The organism is Devosia sp., assembly GCF_030689745.1.
GTDB lineage: Bacteria > Pseudomonadota > Alphaproteobacteria > Rhizobiales > Devosiaceae > Devosia > Devosia alba.
In genome coordinates, this window is record NZ_JAUYGL010000238.1 from 1 (window position 1) to 17,892 (window position 17,892).

Genomic DNA, 17,892 nt, shown 5'->3' on the forward strand with positions numbered 1-17,892 from the left:
CTCGTCACACACCGCAACATTGAGGATTTTGGCGCTGCCGTCTATGCCGGCCGCCGCCAGCACGGCATCAAGCGACATGATCTGCCCCGACGCCACCGCCTCCTGGATCTGGCGGTTATCAAGGCATGCCTGCGCATTGGCCGGAGCGGCGCCAGCCAGCCCAATGGCCAGCGCGACGGCGACCGACGCCAGGATTTTTGAGGACAAGGTTTTCATGGCAGCAACATAGGGGGAGATTGCTGAATGGGACATGAATGGGGCAAAGCGGCCAAAACCTTAGGGCTTCGGCTCGCAACACTTTGACGACGGCCGAATAATAGCCGTCGACCATTCACGCGGCTTTGCCGACTGGTCGCTGCCAGAGGATGGCCGGAATGATGTCCTCCGGGGCCGAGGACTCCAGCTCCGCCTTGCTCACATGATTGGCGATGACCAATCCGGGAGCAACCTCCATCATCACCGATTCAAATTCATCGATAGTCTTGGCCTCGATATGGAGACCGATGATGTCGCTATCGGCGTAGAAGACTTTAGCCTCGTCATCCCAATGCGCAGTGACGTTGAACATGCGCTTGATCATGCGTCACTCCCCGTTGTTTCCGTACCAGGAATATGAGTGACGTACCCGTCATTGGCAAGCCCCTCACGCCCGGCCGATATCGCCCTTCAGCCCCTTGCGCAGGAAGATCAGCGCCAGCGCTTCCATGATCAGATGCCCGGCTGAACTGCCATCGAGTGATGGCAGGTCGATGCCGAGGACCTGCGCGATGCCGGCCAGCAGCATGACGGCGGCGGCGATATAGGTCTTGTAGCCGTTGAGAATGTCCATGGTGGTTCTCCGTTTGCTTGGGGTTGGTGCGGCGCCAGCCGCGTCGCGCGCGGCCTGGCGGATGGTCTTGACGCGGGCCGACCAGCCCTTGCCGAACACGGCAAAGGTGGACAGCCGGGTCAGGAAGCTGAGACGGCGGTCGCACAGGGCGTCGATCAGCCCGGCGGCGCCTTCGAGCGCAATACGTGTCTTGATGGCATCCAGCGTCAGCGGCCCGATGGCGCCATCGACGCGCACGCCCAGCGCACCCTGCAGCGTGCGGATGGCCCGATCCGGCCCCGAATTGACGGCAAAGTCGAACAGCGCCAGGTCCAGTCCGGCCGGCAATTGATCAGCCCGAACCTGGAGCCAGTAGCCCTCGCGAAGATCCGCGCCGCCTCGGGGCGCTGCAGCCCCTGCACGTCGGTTTTGCTGAGGCTCCACCAGGGCGAAACCTGGCGCCAGCGGGCCAGCGTCTTGCGGGTAATGCCCAGATTGGTGGCGCCGCCCGGATCGCTGGGGTGATCGGCATAGCCGCCCTCCTGCTGCAGCACCAGATCGAGACAGATGTCGAACCGGCTTTTAGCCATTGAACTCTCCTCTTGCCGCATGGCCGGCGCCCAGCACCGGGCTGAGCTGGGCAAGCGTGAAGCTGAAAGCGCCGGGCGGGCTGCCGAAATCGGCAAGCTGCTCGGCGCTGGCATAGGTGGCCTGGGGCGCATCGGTTTCGATGACGCGCTTGGCGTTGGCGCCGTCCAGAATGGTCAGGCGATAGCGTTCCGGAACATGCTCCAGTGGTGGCTCGGCAATGCCCCAGCCATCGCCATCGGCCCGGCTGCGCCGCATCCAGCGCAGGGCGATATCGCCATTGGCCGCGCGTGCCGCGCGCAGATGCACGGGCGGCAAGGGCAAGGCCGGCGCCGCATCGAGGGCTATGCTCAGGTCCGTCCCGGTGAGGTCGCTGCTGCCGGCATAGACCCGGAAGTCGCGTGTCTCGCCCAGCCAGCCAGGCTCCACGGCCAGCGTGTCGGCCCGGCTATCGAGCAGCACGGCGCGACGGCCAGGTGACGCCGCGCCGATGGCCGGCCCCGTACCATCGAGCCCGCGCAGCAGGTCCTGCAACCGATAGTGCCCGGGCCCGATCAGCGTGGCGCTGGCAAAGCCAATGACTTCCCAGTCCCCCGCATCGGTCTCCACCGCCAGGCGATTGCTGCCCGCCAGCACCGCCAGCGGTTCTGCTGCGGCCAGATGCCCGGCATGGAGCGTTACATCCACTCCCGCCCCGCGATCCCACACCGCCCGCGGTCCGGCCTGCAGCGGCGTCGCCAGGCTGCCCAGCACGCCGCGGCGATTGAGCTGCACAATGGTCGCACCGGTGGCCTCGTCCACCAATTGCAGGGGACCGGGCCAGGGATGGGCATAGCCTGCCATCACCAGACGCGACCGCGCCGGCTCGGCTGGCAGTGGCGGCAGGTGCGCCAGCGTCACCAACGGCAGGGCCCGCACCGCCGTGCCGCTGCCGCCCCGCATCGGTTGGTCGGCGCCCACGGCCACCGCCGTCTGGGCCACCAGCGTCTGCGCCGTGACCCGGCGGGTCTGTCCGTCGGTGATTTCGGTGATTTCAAACGGCCCTTCGGCCAGTCCGGCAATGGCCACCAGATCGCCCGGCTGCAGCGCCAATTGGGCTGGCGGCAGCTCAAATTCCAGCGTCTCGCGGCGCCCACTTTGCCCGTCCAGCAGGCGCTCGGCGGCCAGCCGGGCTGAGGCGCTGTCGAGCACCAGCGCCACAGTCTCGCCCGCCAGCGGACCATCGGCCTGCGCCATGGCCGTCACCGTGCCCGCCAGATAGTCGCGCTCGCGATCGACAAAACCCAGCGCCAGCCGCCCCGGCACCTCGGCCGGATCGCCGCGCCGCCGCGACAGTGTCGGACCATCGCCCTGCGCCAGCCTCTCGAGGTGCAGCGCCGTGCTCTGCTGCCGCTGTGCCTGGCCCAGATGTAGCCCACCGGCAGGGTTGCGCAGCCCCTGCCCTGTCGCAGCGATCAGCGGTTCCAGCGCAGCCCGCGCCGTGGTGGCGGTGTTCAACGTGTAGCCGGCGATGAAAGGCAGCGCCGGTTCCGCTGTCAGGCCGACGCCATGCTCGGCCGCAAGGGCCCGCGCCAGCTCGTCACTGGCCAGGCCGCCCAGCCGTCCGGTCAGCCAGTGGCCATTGCGGTGGTTCACCCCGTCGGACCAGACATCGCGCAGCGCCGGAAAGGCCGGCCAGGGCCGCGCGTCCCAGGTCCAGTGGTAGAGGCGGTCGATATCGACCATGCCGGGCGGGTTATGGGCACTGTCGCGCCAGAATGCCTGCTGCGCCCGCAGCAGCTGACGCTGGATCAGCGGATCGGGCAACCCGCTGGAAAAATACGGGCGCCCGCTTTCGGCGCTTTTGTCGTCGCCAAAAATATTGGGCTGGTTGGCACCCTTGTCGACCGCGCCGCAGCCCAGTTCGTCGCACCAGGCGGCGGCGAATTGGGGGCCCCGGAAGCGGTCCGGATCGGAGGCGGAGAGCACAATGGCTTCCACCCCATTGGGCCATTTCAGCACTGCACCGCGCAATACCGGCCGCTCTGCCGGTGGATGGACGGCGCGCAGCCCGCTCACCCCGTTGATCATCACGGCCACGGCTTCGGTCATCGTCTCGCCGACCAGCGCAATCGGGCTGATGTTCTGTTGCGCCAGCCCGCGCACCCATTCGGCGCCGGCCCTTGTCTTGCCCGCGCCGCGTCCGCCCATCAGCAGCCAGGTGGTCCAGTCACCGTCGGGCGGCGACTGGCTGGGCCGCGCCCAGCGCTGCCAGTCAAAGAACTGCTCCTTGACTTCGTTGTTCTTGAGCGCCGCGACCCGGGCGAGCGATTCAGCGCTTCTTGAGCTGGTCAAAGCGTTCGGCCAGTTTGTCGCGCAGATCGTCCATATCGTCTTCTTCGACCTGCCTGGGCCGGTCGACCTGCTTGATTGCCAATATCTTGTCGAGCGTCCTGGTCGCCGTGGCGAGCAGGGAGACGTCCTCGGGGGTGTGGATCATGCCGGTCTTTTCCAGTTGGCGCAGCTGTCGGTCGAAGATCTTGAGCAGGCGTTTGACCAGCACCGGCCGGTCGATGCGGCGTGCCCGAAAGGCCACCCAGCCGAATTTTTCGATCCGGTAGCGCAGCTGGGAGCGGGTAATGCCGTGGCACTGGCAGATCGTGGCATTGGTCAGCGCGTGGATCTCATAGTCATGCTGCACCGCCGCCCAGTCCACATTGGGGGCCGTTGCGTCCTTGGTCATCACTGTCTCGCTGAAAGCATCGGCGGGTCCTTGTGACCCAATTTTCCGACTATGCCATAACCATAGCAGACCAGCGTGACGCGGGGATTAGAGGGATAAATGGGGGGTGTGGGTTGTTCAGGGTAGATATCGGAGCACTGAACACGACTTGTTTGCCCCAAATTCAGCCGTTAGCACACCGCAGTGCAAGTTCACGAACATACGGATCAGCGCCAAAAAGCCACGCGGTATTCAAAACGACTGAGCAGTCTACCGAACAGCTAATACTAACATGTTCGAACAAGCTGGCAAAATTTTGAAAGTGTGTATCAGCTTCCCTATTGATAGCTAGGCAGTAGCCATTCTGTTGCCGATTTGACAGGATACGCTGATCCATATTGCAGGTGCGTTTTGTCGACAGATTTTGAAAACACCAATTCCTCAACTTCGGACGATCCTATTGCGGATTTCGAAGGAATGCTTGTTTCGGGTGACATCCAAGGAGCGAAGGCTTCGCTGCGATCGTGGTTGTTCAGTGAGTTTGAGGGCGAGGATGGCTCAATTGCAGATGCGATTGGCCTCGTGGTCAAATCACGCCCCAAATCTCCAACAATTCCAGCTGTCGTGCTACGCAGTTTGGCGGTCGATGGTGTGATCCCTGAACCGAACTCCAACAATCAGCTAGAACGTCTCATAGTTGAATTGTGTGAGACGGGCGCAGGTGAAATTTGCGAATTTCTCGGCCTAAAACCAAAGTCCCAAAATTACGAGAAATTTGCGCTACTTCAGCGCGCGCATTCCGGAATCTGCAGCCTACTTTCCGTGCTGACCGACAGCTATGGCAATTTGCATGCGCTAGTTGGTGCAAGGCGTTTGATCCTAGGTAGATTGAACCACAGCATCGTTCGAGCATACGCAGGGCCGTACCACATACGCGACTTCAAGAGCGCGACCGAAGTACTCTTCACATCGCTTCAAAAAGTTGAAGTGCTAGACGCTGCTTTCCTCCAGAATTTTGAGGATTGCCAGCGGACTATTGGCGAAATGCGGGCCCTGCTGGAACAGTATCCGTCATTCCTCTCCCAAGATTATTTCGCAAAAATTCTTGAAACTGCTCAGAAATGCTTAGATCAATTTCTTGCCGATGTCCGATCCCAGTTTCGGGCAAAAGTCAGCAAGGGCTGGTCAAGCCAAAACTCGCTCGCGAAAAGGTATCCACTCCACGAGGGTGGCCGTGAATTCCACTTGGTTGTTCCTCTTAGGAACGAAGGGGCCGGGCTAGCCCTAGAGGTGACTGTCAGCGTCCTTTCCTCATCAGATGCTGTCGTGTTTGCCAACTCATCAACTAATCTGGGCAGTGTCAAACCTGGCGACTTCTCGGTAGTCCTGGAGACCTTAGTCATCAGAGAGTGCGCAGAGTTGGAGGTTCTTATTCAAGTTGAATGGGGCGAGATCGGCAACCCCGAAAGAATGACAACAGACCTCCTTCTACAAGTATTCGCACAAAGCAAAAATATTGATTGGCCATCATTGGAGTATTGGTCGCCGTACAGCACCAATGTTGCTGTTGGCGAAAACTTCATTGGACGAAATGATTTGGTCCGAAATCTTTCAGCAAAGCTCCTTAGGGCAGTCATGGAGCCATTCTATATCACTGGGCAAAAGCGTGTCGGAAAAACCTCTTTAGCTACTGCAATTACAGATTTTGCGACGGCCCACGCACCTGCCGGCTCCACTAGTGCCCACTATATTCTCTGGGGAGATGTCGCAAATGCGGATCCGGCGGCGAGTGTAAGGTCTTTGGGGAAGAACATCGAACGCTTCATACGGTCAGCGTTGGGGTCAAATATATTGATTGAGGATGGGGATTATGACGGGTCGCTTTCACACCTAGTTTCTGTTTCTGAAGTCTCAGCGCAGGTAGCTCCAGAAAAAAGGTTTGTTTTTGTTATAGACGAGTTCGATGAAATTCCGCAGGAACTGTTCTTACAAGGAAACCTAGCTGACACATTCTTTGCAAATTTGAGATCTATTTCACGAAGAGACAATTTTTCTCTCATACTGGTGGGAGGCGAGAACATGCCCTTCATCATGGATCGACAAGGTCAGAAACTGAACAACTTTGCCCGTGTAAACCTAAGCTATTTCTCTAGGGAGCACGAGTGGCAAGACTTCCAAGAAATGATCCGCAAGCCAACAGCTGGAGTCATAAACTGGCACGAAGACGCCATCTCGGAAGTATATAATGTGTCTAATGGCAATCCGTATTTTGCCAAAATAGTGTGTGCTGCGACCGTTCAGAACGCTGTGTCAGAAAGAGACACGGACATTACTGCAGACGAGGTCAAGACCGCTACGGATACCGCTATATCTGCCTTGGGTTCAAATTCGTTTGCCCATCTTTGGCAGGATGGAGTGCCGCGTCCAGCAGCTGAACGTGAGCCAGATATTTTGAGACGCAGCAGGGTTCTCGTGGCATCCGCAAGATGTTGCCGGAATGGGCTCCCCCTAACCGCAGCAAACGCCACTCTCAATAGGGTCTCTGTCTCTCTTACGGAGAACGATGTAGTGGCGGTTCTCAACGACTTCGTCAAAAGGGGCGTATTGAGCGAAAATAAGGGCACGTATCGTTTTGTTCTGCCGATCTTCGGACAGTGGCTGATGGACGTAGGAGCCCAGCAACTGATCTCGGACAACCTCAGTGAGGAGCTGGCCAACTCGGCGATTCAGGAAGAAAACGCTGCGGTAATCCGATCGGACGAGGTCGTGGAACTGTCGAAAAAATGGCCAACATACAGAGGTCAGCAGATCGGGACTGACGACATACGCGCTTGGTATCAACAGGTAGAGAGTCCCAAGGATCAGAGAGTGCTATTCACACTTTTGAAGCGCACCAAGGTATTCAGCGAAGCCCATGTGCGAGAACGAGTAAGAGAAGCTTTCACGATACTAAGACCCACCCTGCCGGTGCCGATCACTAGGACGCGCAACGAAAGGCGGACAGATGTGGTAATCACTTACGTGGATGGTGAGGGCAAAAGCGGCAACGGCTACGCTGCCCTATATGCCGAAGAGAACAAGATTAGCGCCAAAAACATAATCAGCCAGGTCAATTTTTCGGAGAGATATGCCGCTCTCGTTTCGGATTCAGGGCCCATTTCCGCCGTCGTAGTCATTGACGATATTGCGGCAACGGGAGAGTCCCTTTCCGGAAATGTCTCTAAATTTACTGAAGAAAACATAAGTGTACTTTCCACAACAAAAGTACGAGTTATTACACTTGCTGCCACGCAAGAAGGGCAGAAGTTGATACTGAGTAGACTAGCCAAAATAGTAGACGTTGATGTGGATTTCCATTCATGCCAAATACTTGGCCATGAGAACCTTGCCCTTCCACCTGATAAATCCGGATTTGGGTCTGAGGTAGAATGGGAACGCGCAAAATCACTGTGTGTGGATCTTGGTAGCAAAATTGACAAACGAAGGCCGCTTGGCTTTGGAGGCCTGGGGCTTCTTGTAGTTTTTCCGACTAATGCGCCTAACAACACGCTGCCCATACTTCGGAGTTTTTCTAAGTCTGGCTCTGGAAAACCTTGGCGTCCATTGTTTGAAAGACTTTCTCACTGAGTTCGTCCACTGATGGCAATAGGGCGGCATTGCAAGGTCCACTTTTCGTGTCACTTGCCCCAACCTGCTGGTCCCTTTTTGCGTCGTTAAAGCCGCGTTCCACAATGCCGATCAAGCCAACTGCCTGAACCGGGCCCTTTCGCATACAGCCCCTCTCTCCACGCCTTCCTCCGCAAACGCCGCCGCTGTCTCCAGCCTCTTTGGGCCACTGCGCCGTCGGCACCTGGCGCGCCCCCGCCATCCACAAGGTCCGTCCTGAGCACCCGCTGGGCCCCAGCGCCGCACCCCGCGACCGCTCACGCCGAAAACCCTGCGCCATCAAGACTGCGCCATGCGATGGCCGGGGTGTTGCTGGGCATGTTGCTCAATTGCGTCACTAAATCCTTGCTTAACCCAGATGATGCACATTGTTTTCACCATGATGGAGGCTTTAGTGAAGACAGTTTGCAGATTGATTATTTCAATGGTGGCCGCGACGGCGGGCGTCTCCAGCGCCAGCGCCGCCGACTTCGGCACCATGTATCCCCCCATTATTGACATCCCCTCCGCCCCGTTTTCGTGGAGCGGGTTCTATGCCGGCGTCTATGCCGGCTATGGCGCCGGGCGCGCCACCAGCACCGGTGTGGCCAACGGGTCGGTCTCTCCCGTCGACGTGGAGGGCGCCCTGCTGGGCGGCACTGTCGGGGTCAATACACAGTTCGACAATTTTGTCGTCGGGGCCGAGGGTGATCTCGCCTGGAGCGGCGTGAAGGGCAGCGCCACCTGCGCTGGCGCGCCTGCTTATGAGTGCCACGGTGCGCTGGACTGGGCCGGTTCCGCCAAGCTGCGAGGCGGCATTGCGCTCGACCGCGTGCTGGTGTTCGGCACGGCAGGCCTGGCGGTGGGCGGCATCACGGCGTCAACCACCCCCGCTGCCCCTGCCTCTAGCGGCTCATTCTCTTCAACCGTCTGGGGCTGGACCCTTGGCGGCGGTGCCGAGCTTGCCGTCACCGATGCAGTGAGCGTCAAAGCCGAGTATGCCTATTACGACTTCGCCACCGTCCAGGCGCCGATCAATACCATCGCCAATCTCGGTGCGAGCGATATCAAGTCACACGCGCACATGGTCAAACTGGGCCTCAACTACCGGTTCTGAAGCATCCACTGATTGCTCAGGGGGGTGGGGCATGGCCCTTCCCTCCTGCTCTATGCCAGTGCCGCGCCCCTTCGCCCCTACCCCTCCTCGGCAAATGCCGCCGCGGCCTCCAGCGTCTTGAGGTCACTCTCTGCCGTCAGCGCCTGGCGCGCCCGCGCCGCGGCGTCGCGCGCCATGGCCAGGGCGGGCTGCTTGAGCGCCGGGCTGGCAAAGGCCAGCGTGTTCAGTCCCGCCAATAGCCGCAGCACCACTTCGATACTGGCGGCGCCGTCGCGGGCAATCGGGCGGAAGGCGTCCTCGATCAGATCGCGCGGGTCGAGCGGCGGCGCCGATACCAGGGCATGGCGCGACGCCGCGGGCGGCTCGATGGGCTGGCGGTCCACCAGCACCCGCACCAGCGTGCCGATCACATCAATGGCAGTACCGGCATCATTGATGCCCGGCGACAGCGCCTTGCTGGCAATTTCGCTCAGCACCACCAGGCCAAAGCGCGGATCGCTGTAAAAGGTGCGGCTGTCGCCCACCACGAAGGCCCCCACCAGCTCCTCGACCAGCTTTTCGGACACCACGCCCTCGATCCGCATCAGCGGCCGGTTGGGGGCGACATAGGCGCCCGGCCGCGCCGTGATGGCGATGGTCAGCTGATTTTCCTGGGCAAGCCGCTGCAGTTCGCTGGCGTCGACATGCTGCACATAGCCCACGCTATCGGCAAATAGCGGGCTACCCTGCGGCGCCACGAGCTGCAGCTGGCAATCGAAATTGGGCGGGTCGGTGACCATGGCCAGGGCATCACACGTCGCCTTCTCGACCCGGTCAATGGTCTGGCCGACCCGGCCGATTGCCGAGATCTGGCCGATCCAGCGGATCAGCGCCGTCACCACCAGCACCACCACGCCCAGCGTCACCACAAACAGAAACAGCCGCCCGGCCTCGCTATAGAGCCCGGCTGACAGCCCGATAATGCCGACAATGGAAAACAGGAAGGCGCCGATAAAGACCGAAATCGAGGTCTGGGCGCTGCGGTCGCCGGTAATCAGCGGCATGGCGCGCGGCGAGGTCGAGGCCGAGGCGCTCGACAGCGCACTGACCATGGTCGAGAGGGCAAAGACCGCCACCGTCAGCAGGCTGGACGCCAGAATCGTCAGGATCGACATCACGCCATTGGAGGGCATGGTGAAGGGCAGGGTTTCGGGGGCAAAGCGGGCCAGAAACCAGGCAATTGCGATGCTCAGCACCGCGATCAGCGAAAACGCCGCCGGCAGGAACCACATGCGCTGGACAAGCTGGCGTAACTGGAATGTGATCTGACTCATCGAGAACCCCAAACCGGTACAACGCAGGCGCGGGCAAAGGGTTCGAAAATCGTCTGCCCTGCCTCGCGCCGAACGATCAGCTGCGCGGTCCGAACTGGCGTGCGGCCTCCAGGGCCAGCCCCAGCCCGACGCTGCCCAGCACATCGGTGCGCACCAGTTCAGCGGCCGGAAACAGCGCGGCGAGGCGCCGGGCAATGGCGGGCACCTGGGTCGAGCCGCCGGTCAGGATCAGGCTGTCGACCTGGTCGGCGGTGATCCCGGCCCGCCGCAGCGTTTCGGCAATGGTGTTTTCGATGCGCTGGACCGAACCGGCCAGCGCGTGGTTGAAATCGTCAATTGAAATGGCCGCTGTCAGCAGCTGGTCGCGCACAGCAAATGTTAACAGAGTGCTATTGGCATCGGAGAGCTCGATCTTGGCGGCCTCCACGGCGCCAATCAGCCGGTGCCCGAGCCGGTCCTCGATCAGCGCGATCATGGTCCCGACCCGCTCGCTGGCCTGCGCTTCGCGCCGCGTACTGCGCAGATCGCGCAGCGCCTGGGCGGTATAGAGCCGGTTGATGCGGTGCCAGGTGGACAGGTCGTGATAGGGCGCCACCGGCAAATGCCGCTTGCCATCCCGGGTCCGCGTGCCCAGCCCCAGTTCCGGCATGATCTTGGCCATTGCCAGCAGCCGGTCAAAATCGGTGCCGCCGACATGCACGCCCGCCGTCGCCAGAATATCGCCGCTGCGATCGCTGGCGCGGGCGCGTTGCGGCGAGACCCGGACCAGCGAAAAATCAGCGGTGCCGCCGCCCAGATCGGCGATCAGCGCCAGTTTTTCATTGCGCACCTGCCGCTCATAGTCGAGCGCGGCGGCAATCGGCTCAAACTGGAACGCGACATGCTTGAACCCCTGCGCCCGCACCGCCTGCTCCAGCTGGGCCTGCGCGGCAGAGTCGGCCACCGGGTCATCATCGACGAAATGCACCGGGCGGCCGCACACCACACTGTCGAGCCTTGCGCCCAGTTCGGTCTCGGCCCGCGCCTTGACCCGGGCGATGAACAGGCCCAGGATCTCGATAAAGCCATAGCTGGTGGCCTTGACGCGCGTGCTGTCGCCCATCAGCGCGGTGCCGAGCACGCTTTTGAGCGAGCGCATCAGCCGTCCGTCGGCGCCGGAGACATATTCAGCAACGGCCTGGCGGCCGATATGGATGCTGTCATCCTCAAAGCCGAAGAACAGCACGCTGGCAATAGTGGATTTGCCGTCTTCGAGCGCCAGCAGCTGCGGCACGCCATCGGCGCCCACCTGCCCCATGGTGGAGTTGGATGTGCCAAAGTCGAGGCCGCAAGCTTGGGTCATTGCCGGTCATCCACGGGAAAGCCGGCGCGGGGCGCCGGGGGATGGCCGTCATAAGGGCTCAGGACGGGCGGTGCAAGCCGGGGTCAGGCGCTCTTTTTGCGCTTGCGCTCCTGGGCGGGGCGCAGATCGATGGTCTCGACGCGACCAAGACCCTTGCGCTGCGCCTTTTTCAGCGCGTCCAGCCCGGTCTGGAAGAATTTCCTGTCGTAATTGCCGCGCGGATTGCTCACCGCCAGGCCCATGCTTACCGTGACACCGCCGACATGGCTTTCCTTGTGCGCCAGGCCGAGATGGCGGATGGCATCGTGAATCTTGGCAGCGCTGGCGCGGGCCATCAATACGGGCAGATCAGGCAGCACGATAACGAAAGTGGCCGTACCCCAGAGCAGGCAGACATCACCGGGACGGGGCAGGTTCTGCGCGATGGCGCGCATCACGCTGCCAACGCAGTCATCAGCCGCCGGCTTGCCATAGGCGCCGAGATAATCGTGCATGCGGTCGATTTCGATCACCAGCAGCGACAGCGAAACATGTCCGGCAGCAGCACTGGTCCAGCCTCCGACGAGTGCGGCCTCAATCGGCGCCCCCAGCTTGGGCCGCATGCCCATGGCGCGGGCAATCACCGGCTGGCTCGAATCGGGCTGCGCGTCCCTGGTTGTCGGGCGCAAGGCGCCGAGCGCGGTACGGACGCGCGACCAGAATGGTTCTGCCAGATTCTTGTCGATCACTGTGTCAATCATATCGGCGCCCGTCCTAGGCTTTGCAGGTCTCGTGCACGCTGACATCAATTCACAAGATGGTTAACGGGCTGTAAACAAACCCGCCAATCCCAGACCCGCATGCCCTACCGCCGCCGCGCAATACTGCCGCATCGCGCGGCAGATTGAGGCCTACTTCCAGGCTATGGCCTGGTTTTGTGATGTTCTAGTGCAGGCTGTGGCCTGGTCCGACCCTGACCTGGGGGCGCCATAGCCTCGACACGGCCGGCGAGATCCGCAGCGCCTATCTCAGGGCCTTGCGGGCAGCCGATCAGCATGATTTCGCGCCAATGCTGGCATTTGCAGCGTCCTAAAGCGCCTCGGGCGGCTCCCATTCGGGCCATTCGACGGCGTGCTCTTCCCAGGTGTCGGGGTCGACGTCGGATTCCAGCATGGTGCGGCCGGAGACCGAAACGCCAACATCGATAACGGTTTGCGGGTCGCCCGAAACCAGCGGGTGCCACCAGGCCAGACCCTTGCCCTCGGCGATGCGGCGATAGGCGCAGGTTTTGGGAATCCACTCGATCTCGGTGACGTTCTGCAAGGTCAGCTTGATGCAGTCGGGCACCTTGGACTGCCGGTTGGGATAGTCGGTGCAGACACAGCTATCGCCGTCGAGCAATTCGCACCGCACATCGGAGGTGATGATCAGCCCGCTGTCTTCGTCCTCGAGTTTGAGCAGGCAGCAGCGGCCGCAGCCGTCGCACAGCGCTTCCCACTCGGTCTCGGTCATTTGATCGAGGGTTTTTTCTTCCCAGAAGGCCATTTTAATCCGGTCGTGATAAGCAGGAGATCGGTTTGCGCTTGTCTACAAGCATGCGCAATCATATTCCAGCAACCAACTTGCTGCGGCGTGGTGGCGTGGACAACACTGCGTGACCGCCATTTGAGGAATTCTGGTGCAGGACCCGTTCTTTACCAAGGAAAAGCGCAAGAAGTCTTCCGGCATGCTGGCGGCCGATGCGTGGCTGGATTCCTCGCTCTATGATTCCGGCCAGTCGCTGGGACGGGGCTGGACGCGGTTTCAGGATTTCATGTCGATCTTCCATGTCAGCGGCTTCAAGCGGCTAGTGGTCGAGATCGTGTCGGACGGGCTGTCGTTTCTGGCCATTGGCTGCGTGCTGATGGTGGCGCTGGCCCTGCCCGCCTTTGACGCCACCGCCACCGGCGAGTTCAACAAGGCCGAAGACTATTCGGTGGTGTTTCTTGATCGCTTCGGCACCGAGATCGGCCGCCGCGGCATTCGCTCGGACGATTCAGTACCGCTGGCCGACATGCCCGATTATCTGATCAAGGCGACGCTGGCGACCGAAGACCGGCGCTTTTATGACCATTTCGGCATCGATGTGGTGGGCACGCTGCGGGCCCTGGTCAGCAATGCCGGCGGCGATAGCGGCACCCAGGGCGGCTCCTCGATCACCCAGCAGCTGGCCAAGAACCTGTTTTTGAGCTCGGAACGCACCCTGGAGCGCAAGATCATCGAGGCATTTCTGGCGGTCTGGCTGGAGTGGCACTATTCCAAGGACGATATCCTCAAGCTCTATTTTGACAACGCCTATATGGGCGGCGGCAATTTTGGCGTGGTGGCCGCCTCGGACTACTATTTCGGCAAGAAGGTGCAGGATATCAGCCTGGCGGAAGCGGCCATGCTGTCGGGCCTGTTCAAAGCCCCAACCCGCTATGCCCCCCATGTCGATCTGGCCGCCGCCCGTGGCCGCGCCAATCTGGTGCTGAGCAATATGGTGGCGGCAAGCTTTCTTACCGAAGGACAGGTCACTGCGGCCCGGCGCCACCCTGCCACCCCGATCGATCGGGTGGCCGACGCCAATTCGCCAAACTATTTCCTCGATTGGGCCTTTGTGGAAGCCAAGACGCTGATCGAAAGCCATGATCACAGCACCAACAATTTTGTGGTCCGCACCACCATCGACACCACACTGCAAAAATACGCCGAAGAAGCCGTGATCTCGACCGTGCGCGAGGGCACCGAACGCTATGATGTCGAGCAGGCGGCCATGGTGGTCACCGATACCAGTGGCGCCATTCGCGCTATGGTGGGGGGTGTCGATTACGGCAAGAGCCAGTTCAACCGCGCCATCGTGTCCAATCGGCAGCCCGGCTCCGCGTACAAGGTTTTTGTCTATGCCGAGGCGATGGAGCAACTGGGGTTGACGCCGAATGACCACATCACCGACCGCCCGGTGTGTATTGGCGATTGGTGCCCGCAGAATTATGGCCGCAATTACAAGGGCAGTGTCACGCTGGCCAGCGCCTTTGCGCAGTCGCTCAATACCGTGGCGGTGACACTGTCGATCAAGACCGGCCGCGAGCCGGTGGCGGCGCTCAGCCACCGCATGGGCCTGCAGGCCGATTATCCTGTCACCCGCTCGCTGGCGCTGGGCGTCGCCTCGGTTTCTGTGCTGGACATGGCCTCCTCCTACGCTGTGATGGCCAATGACGGCCTCAAGACGCCGGCCTTCGGCATTACCCGCATGTCCACTCTGGATGGCGAGCCGGTCTATGAGCTTGATCCCAATGCCGCCCGCGAGCGTGTGTTGAGCCAGACCACCGTGGCCAACATGAATTCGATGCTGCGCGGCGTGGTGACCGGCGGCACCGGGCGGCGCGCCGACGTGCCGGGCGTGCCGGTCCTGGGCAAGTCGGGCACTACCTCATCGTATCGCGACGCCTGGTTCTGCGGTTTCACCGGCAATTACGTCGCCGCAGTCTGGTTCGGCAATGACGACTATCACCCCACCAACACCCTGACCGGCGGCACCCTGCCGGCCATCGCCTTTCAGAAATTCATGGCCTATGCGCACACCAATATCGCGATCAGGCCGGTATTCGGGGTCGACTTCGTACCCGAGCCACCCATGCTGGCCGAGGCCGATGGCGTAGAGGAGACTGTGCCGGAACGCCCGCCCAGCCTGACGCCCGAAGCCGCGCGCAAGTTGGTTATCCTGACCGATCTGTTCAAAGCCGGCCAGGATGAAGGAAGCGTCACCACCCAAGCCAGCGCGCCCCTGCCGCCGGCTGTCGAGGAATTGTAGGCATGGGGACTAAGGGTTGATTCCTTGGGCCTTTGATCGGCTGCCGGCGCGGGAAATCCCGGTCCGCGTCTATCGGGACCTGACCCAGGCGGCGTCGGGCGACAATCGCATGCAGATTGCGCAAACTGGCAGAAACGCTGCGCATCGGCATGGATGATCTGGTGTGATCTTCTGATCCGCCCTTCCGCCCGCGGCACCCCCTTGCTATAGGCTAGACCAGCCCCCCCGCGCAGGTCTTTGCCGCCCATGCCGATTTTCACCCAGAGCTGCTAGACCGTGCGGTTTGTCCTCTATCTACTGATGATGATCACGGTGGCGTTGAGCGTGGGGTTCGGGCTGAGCTACTATGCGCTCACCGATGGCCGGCTGTTCGGCGCCGTGCAGGTCGGACCATGGATCGCCTGGCCCGATGTCGGCGCGGCTGCCCCCAATCCCTATACGCGCAGCCTCTTGTCACGCGAGGCCAGCTTGCAGCTTGGGCAGGCCGAAGGGCTCCGCTTTACTGCCAGCGTCGATGCCGATGACCGGCCGCTGAGCCGCGACTGCAGCTATCGCATCCGGGGCAAGACGCCGCTGGCGACAGGCTGGACCCTGGTGGCGCTCGATGCCGATGGCCGCAATGTTGCGGCGCCCGACGCCGAACCGGCCATGCGATCGAGCGGCCTGGCGCGACCCAATAACGGCGCCATCGACATCGCGGTGGGCACCGGGCTGATGCCGGGCAATTGGCTCGAACTGACTGGTGACGGGCCGTTCACCCTGGTGCTCAGCCTTTATGACACGGCAGTGTTCTCGGGCTTCTCCAGCGACGAATCCATGCCTACCATCAGTCGGGGCAATTGTTCATGACCCGGTTTCTGCTCTGGCTGATCGGCGGCGTGGTGCTGGGTGGCATCATCCACATCATGGTCATCCTCACCCTGCCCCTGCTCGATGACGACACGGTCTGGACCCGGATCGCCGCGCTCGACGCGGACAACAAGATGGTGGTGCTGCCCGATCTCGCGCCCGGGGAGCCCAATCCGCTCGGGCTGGACCCGATGCTGATCTACGGGGTGTGCCGTCTCGATCTGGCCCAGGACCCCGGCTATCTCAGCGGCGTACTGCCGGACGCGCCCTGGTCGGTGGCCATTTTCAATGCGGCGGGTGTGATCATCTACTCGACCACCAATCGCGATGGCATCGGCCAGACGCTGGATCTGGGCATCTTCAATGCGGCGCAGACCCGGCTGCTGGCCCAACAGCAACTCGATGTTGCCGAGGGCGTTCTGGTGGTGGAGTCGGCCACCAACCAGTTGTTCACCCTGGTCCGGCTGATCCCGCCGCATCAGGCGATGCGCACCCGCTTTGCCAACAAGCTTGCCGAATCCCGCTGCGGCAATCGCGGCTAGGACTGGGCGGCAACGGCAGGCGATTTACTGCTCGCTACCATCGCCCTGTTGACCGGGAAGTCAGTGCAACCCAGCCAAGGCTATAGCGACGCCATGACGTCAGACAGCATCTGACGCACCTGACCGGCAACGCCATGCAGTTCGGCGTTCTCGATGGCGCTCATCGAGGCCACCGGGTCAATGGCACTGACCTCGACCGATCCGTCAGCCAGTTCCCGCACAATCACGTTGCAGGGCAGCATAGCGCCCACCCGCGGCTACAGCTTGAGCGCCTCAAAGGCCATTTTTGGGTTGCAGGCCCCCAGAATGGCATAGCCGGGCATGGTTTCGTCCAGCTTGGTCTTCATGGTTTTCTGCACGTCAATTTCGGTCAGAATGCCAAAGCCCTTGGCCGCCAATGCCTGCTTGGTGTGGGCGATCGCCGCCTCGAATGTCGTGTCGGTCAGCGTTTTGTCAAAAGTGTACATGGTGGGTCTCCTCGACGCAGTGGGGCCGGTCCGGCAAGGATAGTACAATCACGAGGCGCGCCCAACAGTTTCCGGCCACGGAAACTATCTTGCAGGTTGGGCGTTACACCGGCCTCGGCTTTCCCCGCCTGCGCGAGGCGATGGCCGCGTCATAGGCGGCGGGCAATCCGCGCTCAAACTGCGGGCCGATCCGAGTTGGGTCGGAAACAATGCCCCTTCTGCTATTGCTGGTTTTGCGGCAACCCGTCGGTGATGTCGTAATAGTCACCCTTGTCGGCCACGAAGATGTGCAAGGCCAGTCTTGTGTGGGTGGCGCCATCAAACGCGCCCATATTGATGCCGATCCAGTCGCGTTCCAGCGGATCAAAGAACATTGACGAGCCGCACACCGAACAGAACCCACGCCGTACCTTGGCCGAAGACTGATACCAGGCGATCTGGTCCACGCCGGTCATGGCCACTGCCGCGCGCGGCACATCGACCCCTGCCTCATAGTGGCCGGTGTGCTTGCGGCACATCGTACAGTGACAGGCCGATGCCGCGGGCAAATTACCCTGCACTGTAAACCGCACCGCTCCGCACAAGCACGCGCCATGATGGACTACCTGATCTGTCATGCTGCGATCCCCGCGCGTATCTCCGGTCGCTCAGATTGTACTGCGCTGGAGACTTCAGCAAGACGAGCCGCGCTAGCCGCCCAGCATGCCCA

General features: G+C 61.5%; 16 protein-coding genes and 2 pseudogenes. 5 read left to right on the top strand and 13 right to left on the bottom strand.

Annotated features, from left to right (window positions below; all coding sequences use genetic code 11):
* The 6 genes and pseudogenes from Q8O80_RS21100 to Q8O80_RS21125 form a co-directional block, all read right to left on the bottom strand.
* On the bottom strand, window positions 1-216 hold a 216-nt coding region (locus Q8O80_RS21100), incomplete at its 3' end, for a hypothetical protein (protein ID WP_305583047.1).
* Between the two features lie 115 nt (window positions 217-331).
* The gene (locus Q8O80_RS21105; protein WP_305583049.1) at window positions 332-580 is read right to left on the bottom strand and encodes a DUF1902 domain-containing protein; all 249 of its coding nucleotides are present in this window, start codon (window positions 578-580) and stop codon (window positions 332-334) included.
* A 63-nt stretch (window positions 581-643) separates the two neighbouring features.
* Entirely contained in the window at window positions 644-1,156 is a 513-nt protein-coding gene (locus tag Q8O80_RS21110) for a putative peptidoglycan-binding domain-containing protein (RefSeq protein ID WP_371136252.1), read from the bottom strand.
* 9 nt (window positions 1,157-1,165) lie between these two features.
* Window positions 1,166-1,419, bottom strand: a pseudogene (locus Q8O80_RS21645) (glycosyl hydrolase 108 family protein); the annotation flags it as partial.
* Window positions 1,391-3,730, bottom strand: coding sequence for a glycoside hydrolase TIM-barrel-like domain-containing protein (locus tag Q8O80_RS21120; protein WP_305583053.1), 2,340 nt, complete (start codon window positions 3,728-3,730; stop codon window positions 1,391-1,393). The gene Q8O80_RS21120 and the pseudogene Q8O80_RS21645, both read right to left, overlap by 29 nt.
* Window positions 3,708-4,118: a hypothetical protein gene (locus Q8O80_RS21125; protein WP_305583055.1), complete on the bottom strand. Its 411-nt coding sequence runs from the start codon at window positions 4,116-4,118 to the stop codon at window positions 3,708-3,710. The genes Q8O80_RS21120 and Q8O80_RS21125 overlap by 23 nt, the downstream gene beginning before the upstream one ends.
* 390 nt (window positions 4,119-4,508) lie before the next feature.
* Here Q8O80_RS21125 and Q8O80_RS21130 point away from each other — a divergent pair, with 390 nt between their 5' ends.
* Window positions 4,509-7,724: an AAA family ATPase gene (locus Q8O80_RS21130; protein ID WP_305583057.1), complete on the top strand. Its 3,216-nt coding sequence runs from the start codon at window positions 4,509-4,511 to the stop codon at window positions 7,722-7,724.
* Window positions 7,725-8,042: 318 nt separating this feature from the next.
* Here Q8O80_RS21130 and Q8O80_RS21135 read toward each other — a convergent pair whose 3' ends face one another.
* The gene (locus tag Q8O80_RS21135) at window positions 8,043-8,243 is read right to left on the bottom strand and encodes a hypothetical protein (protein WP_305583059.1); all 201 of its coding nucleotides are present in this window, start codon (window positions 8,241-8,243) and stop codon (window positions 8,043-8,045) included.
* Here Q8O80_RS21135 and Q8O80_RS21140 point away from each other — a divergent pair.
* Entirely contained in the window at window positions 8,242-8,859 is a 618-nt protein-coding gene (locus Q8O80_RS21140) for an outer membrane protein (protein WP_305583061.1), read from the top strand. The two genes, Q8O80_RS21135 and Q8O80_RS21140, sit on opposite strands and share 2 nt — an antisense overlap.
* Window positions 8,860-8,936: 77 nt before the next feature.
* On the opposite strand, the gene Q8O80_RS21145 is transcribed toward Q8O80_RS21140, so the two are convergent.
* From Q8O80_RS21145 to Q8O80_RS21160, 4 genes are all read right to left on the bottom strand, one after another.
* A complete protein-coding gene (locus Q8O80_RS21145) occupies window positions 8,937-10,172 on the bottom strand; it encodes a DUF2254 domain-containing protein (protein ID WP_305583063.1) in 1,236 nt (411 codons plus the stop codon).
* A 76-nt stretch (window positions 10,173-10,248) separates the two neighbouring features.
* Window positions 10,249-11,514 (bottom strand): Hsp70 family protein, encoded by a 1,266-nt coding sequence (locus tag Q8O80_RS21150; RefSeq protein WP_305583065.1) that lies wholly within the window; start codon window positions 11,512-11,514, stop codon window positions 10,249-10,251.
* A gap of 83 nt (window positions 11,515-11,597) precedes the next feature.
* Window positions 11,598-12,254: a diguanylate cyclase domain-containing protein gene (locus Q8O80_RS21155; protein WP_305583067.1), complete on the bottom strand. Its 657-nt coding sequence runs from the start codon at window positions 12,252-12,254 to the stop codon at window positions 11,598-11,600.
* A gap of 328 nt (window positions 12,255-12,582) precedes the next feature.
* Window positions 12,583-13,038, bottom strand: coding sequence for a YcgN family cysteine cluster protein (locus Q8O80_RS21160; RefSeq protein ID WP_305583069.1), 456 nt, complete (start codon window positions 13,036-13,038; stop codon window positions 12,583-12,585).
* A 133-nt stretch (window positions 13,039-13,171) separates the two neighbouring features.
* On the opposite strand from Q8O80_RS21160, the gene Q8O80_RS21165 reads away from it, so the two are divergent.
* The 3 genes from Q8O80_RS21165 to Q8O80_RS21175 all read left to right on the top strand — a co-directional run bounded on the left by Q8O80_RS21165 (window position 13,172) and on the right by Q8O80_RS21175 (window position 16,716).
* Window positions 13,172-15,325 carry a transglycosylase domain-containing protein gene (locus Q8O80_RS21165; RefSeq protein ID WP_305583071.1) on the top strand — a complete coding sequence of 718 codons (2,154 nt, stop codon included), beginning with the start codon at window positions 13,172-13,174 and terminating at the stop codon, window positions 15,323-15,325.
* 276 nt (window positions 15,326-15,601) lie between these two features.
* Entirely contained in the window at window positions 15,602-16,174 is a 573-nt protein-coding gene (locus tag Q8O80_RS21170) for a DUF1214 domain-containing protein (protein WP_305583073.1), read from the top strand.
* Window positions 16,171-16,716, top strand: a complete 546-nt coding sequence (locus tag Q8O80_RS21175) for a hypothetical protein (RefSeq protein WP_305583075.1) — start codon at window positions 16,171-16,173, stop codon at window positions 16,714-16,716. The genes Q8O80_RS21170 and Q8O80_RS21175 overlap by 4 nt, the downstream gene beginning before the upstream one ends.
* Before the next feature lie 80 nt (window positions 16,717-16,796).
* On the opposite strand, the pseudogene Q8O80_RS21180 reads toward Q8O80_RS21175, so the two are convergent.
* Window positions 16,797-17,183: pseudogene (locus Q8O80_RS21180) on the bottom strand (DUF302 domain-containing protein).
* Window positions 17,184-17,404: 221 nt separating this feature from the next.
* Entirely contained in the window at window positions 17,405-17,800 is a 396-nt protein-coding gene (locus Q8O80_RS21185; RefSeq protein WP_305583077.1) for a GFA family protein, read from the bottom strand.
* Between the last annotated feature and the right edge of the window lie 92 nt (window positions 17,801-17,892).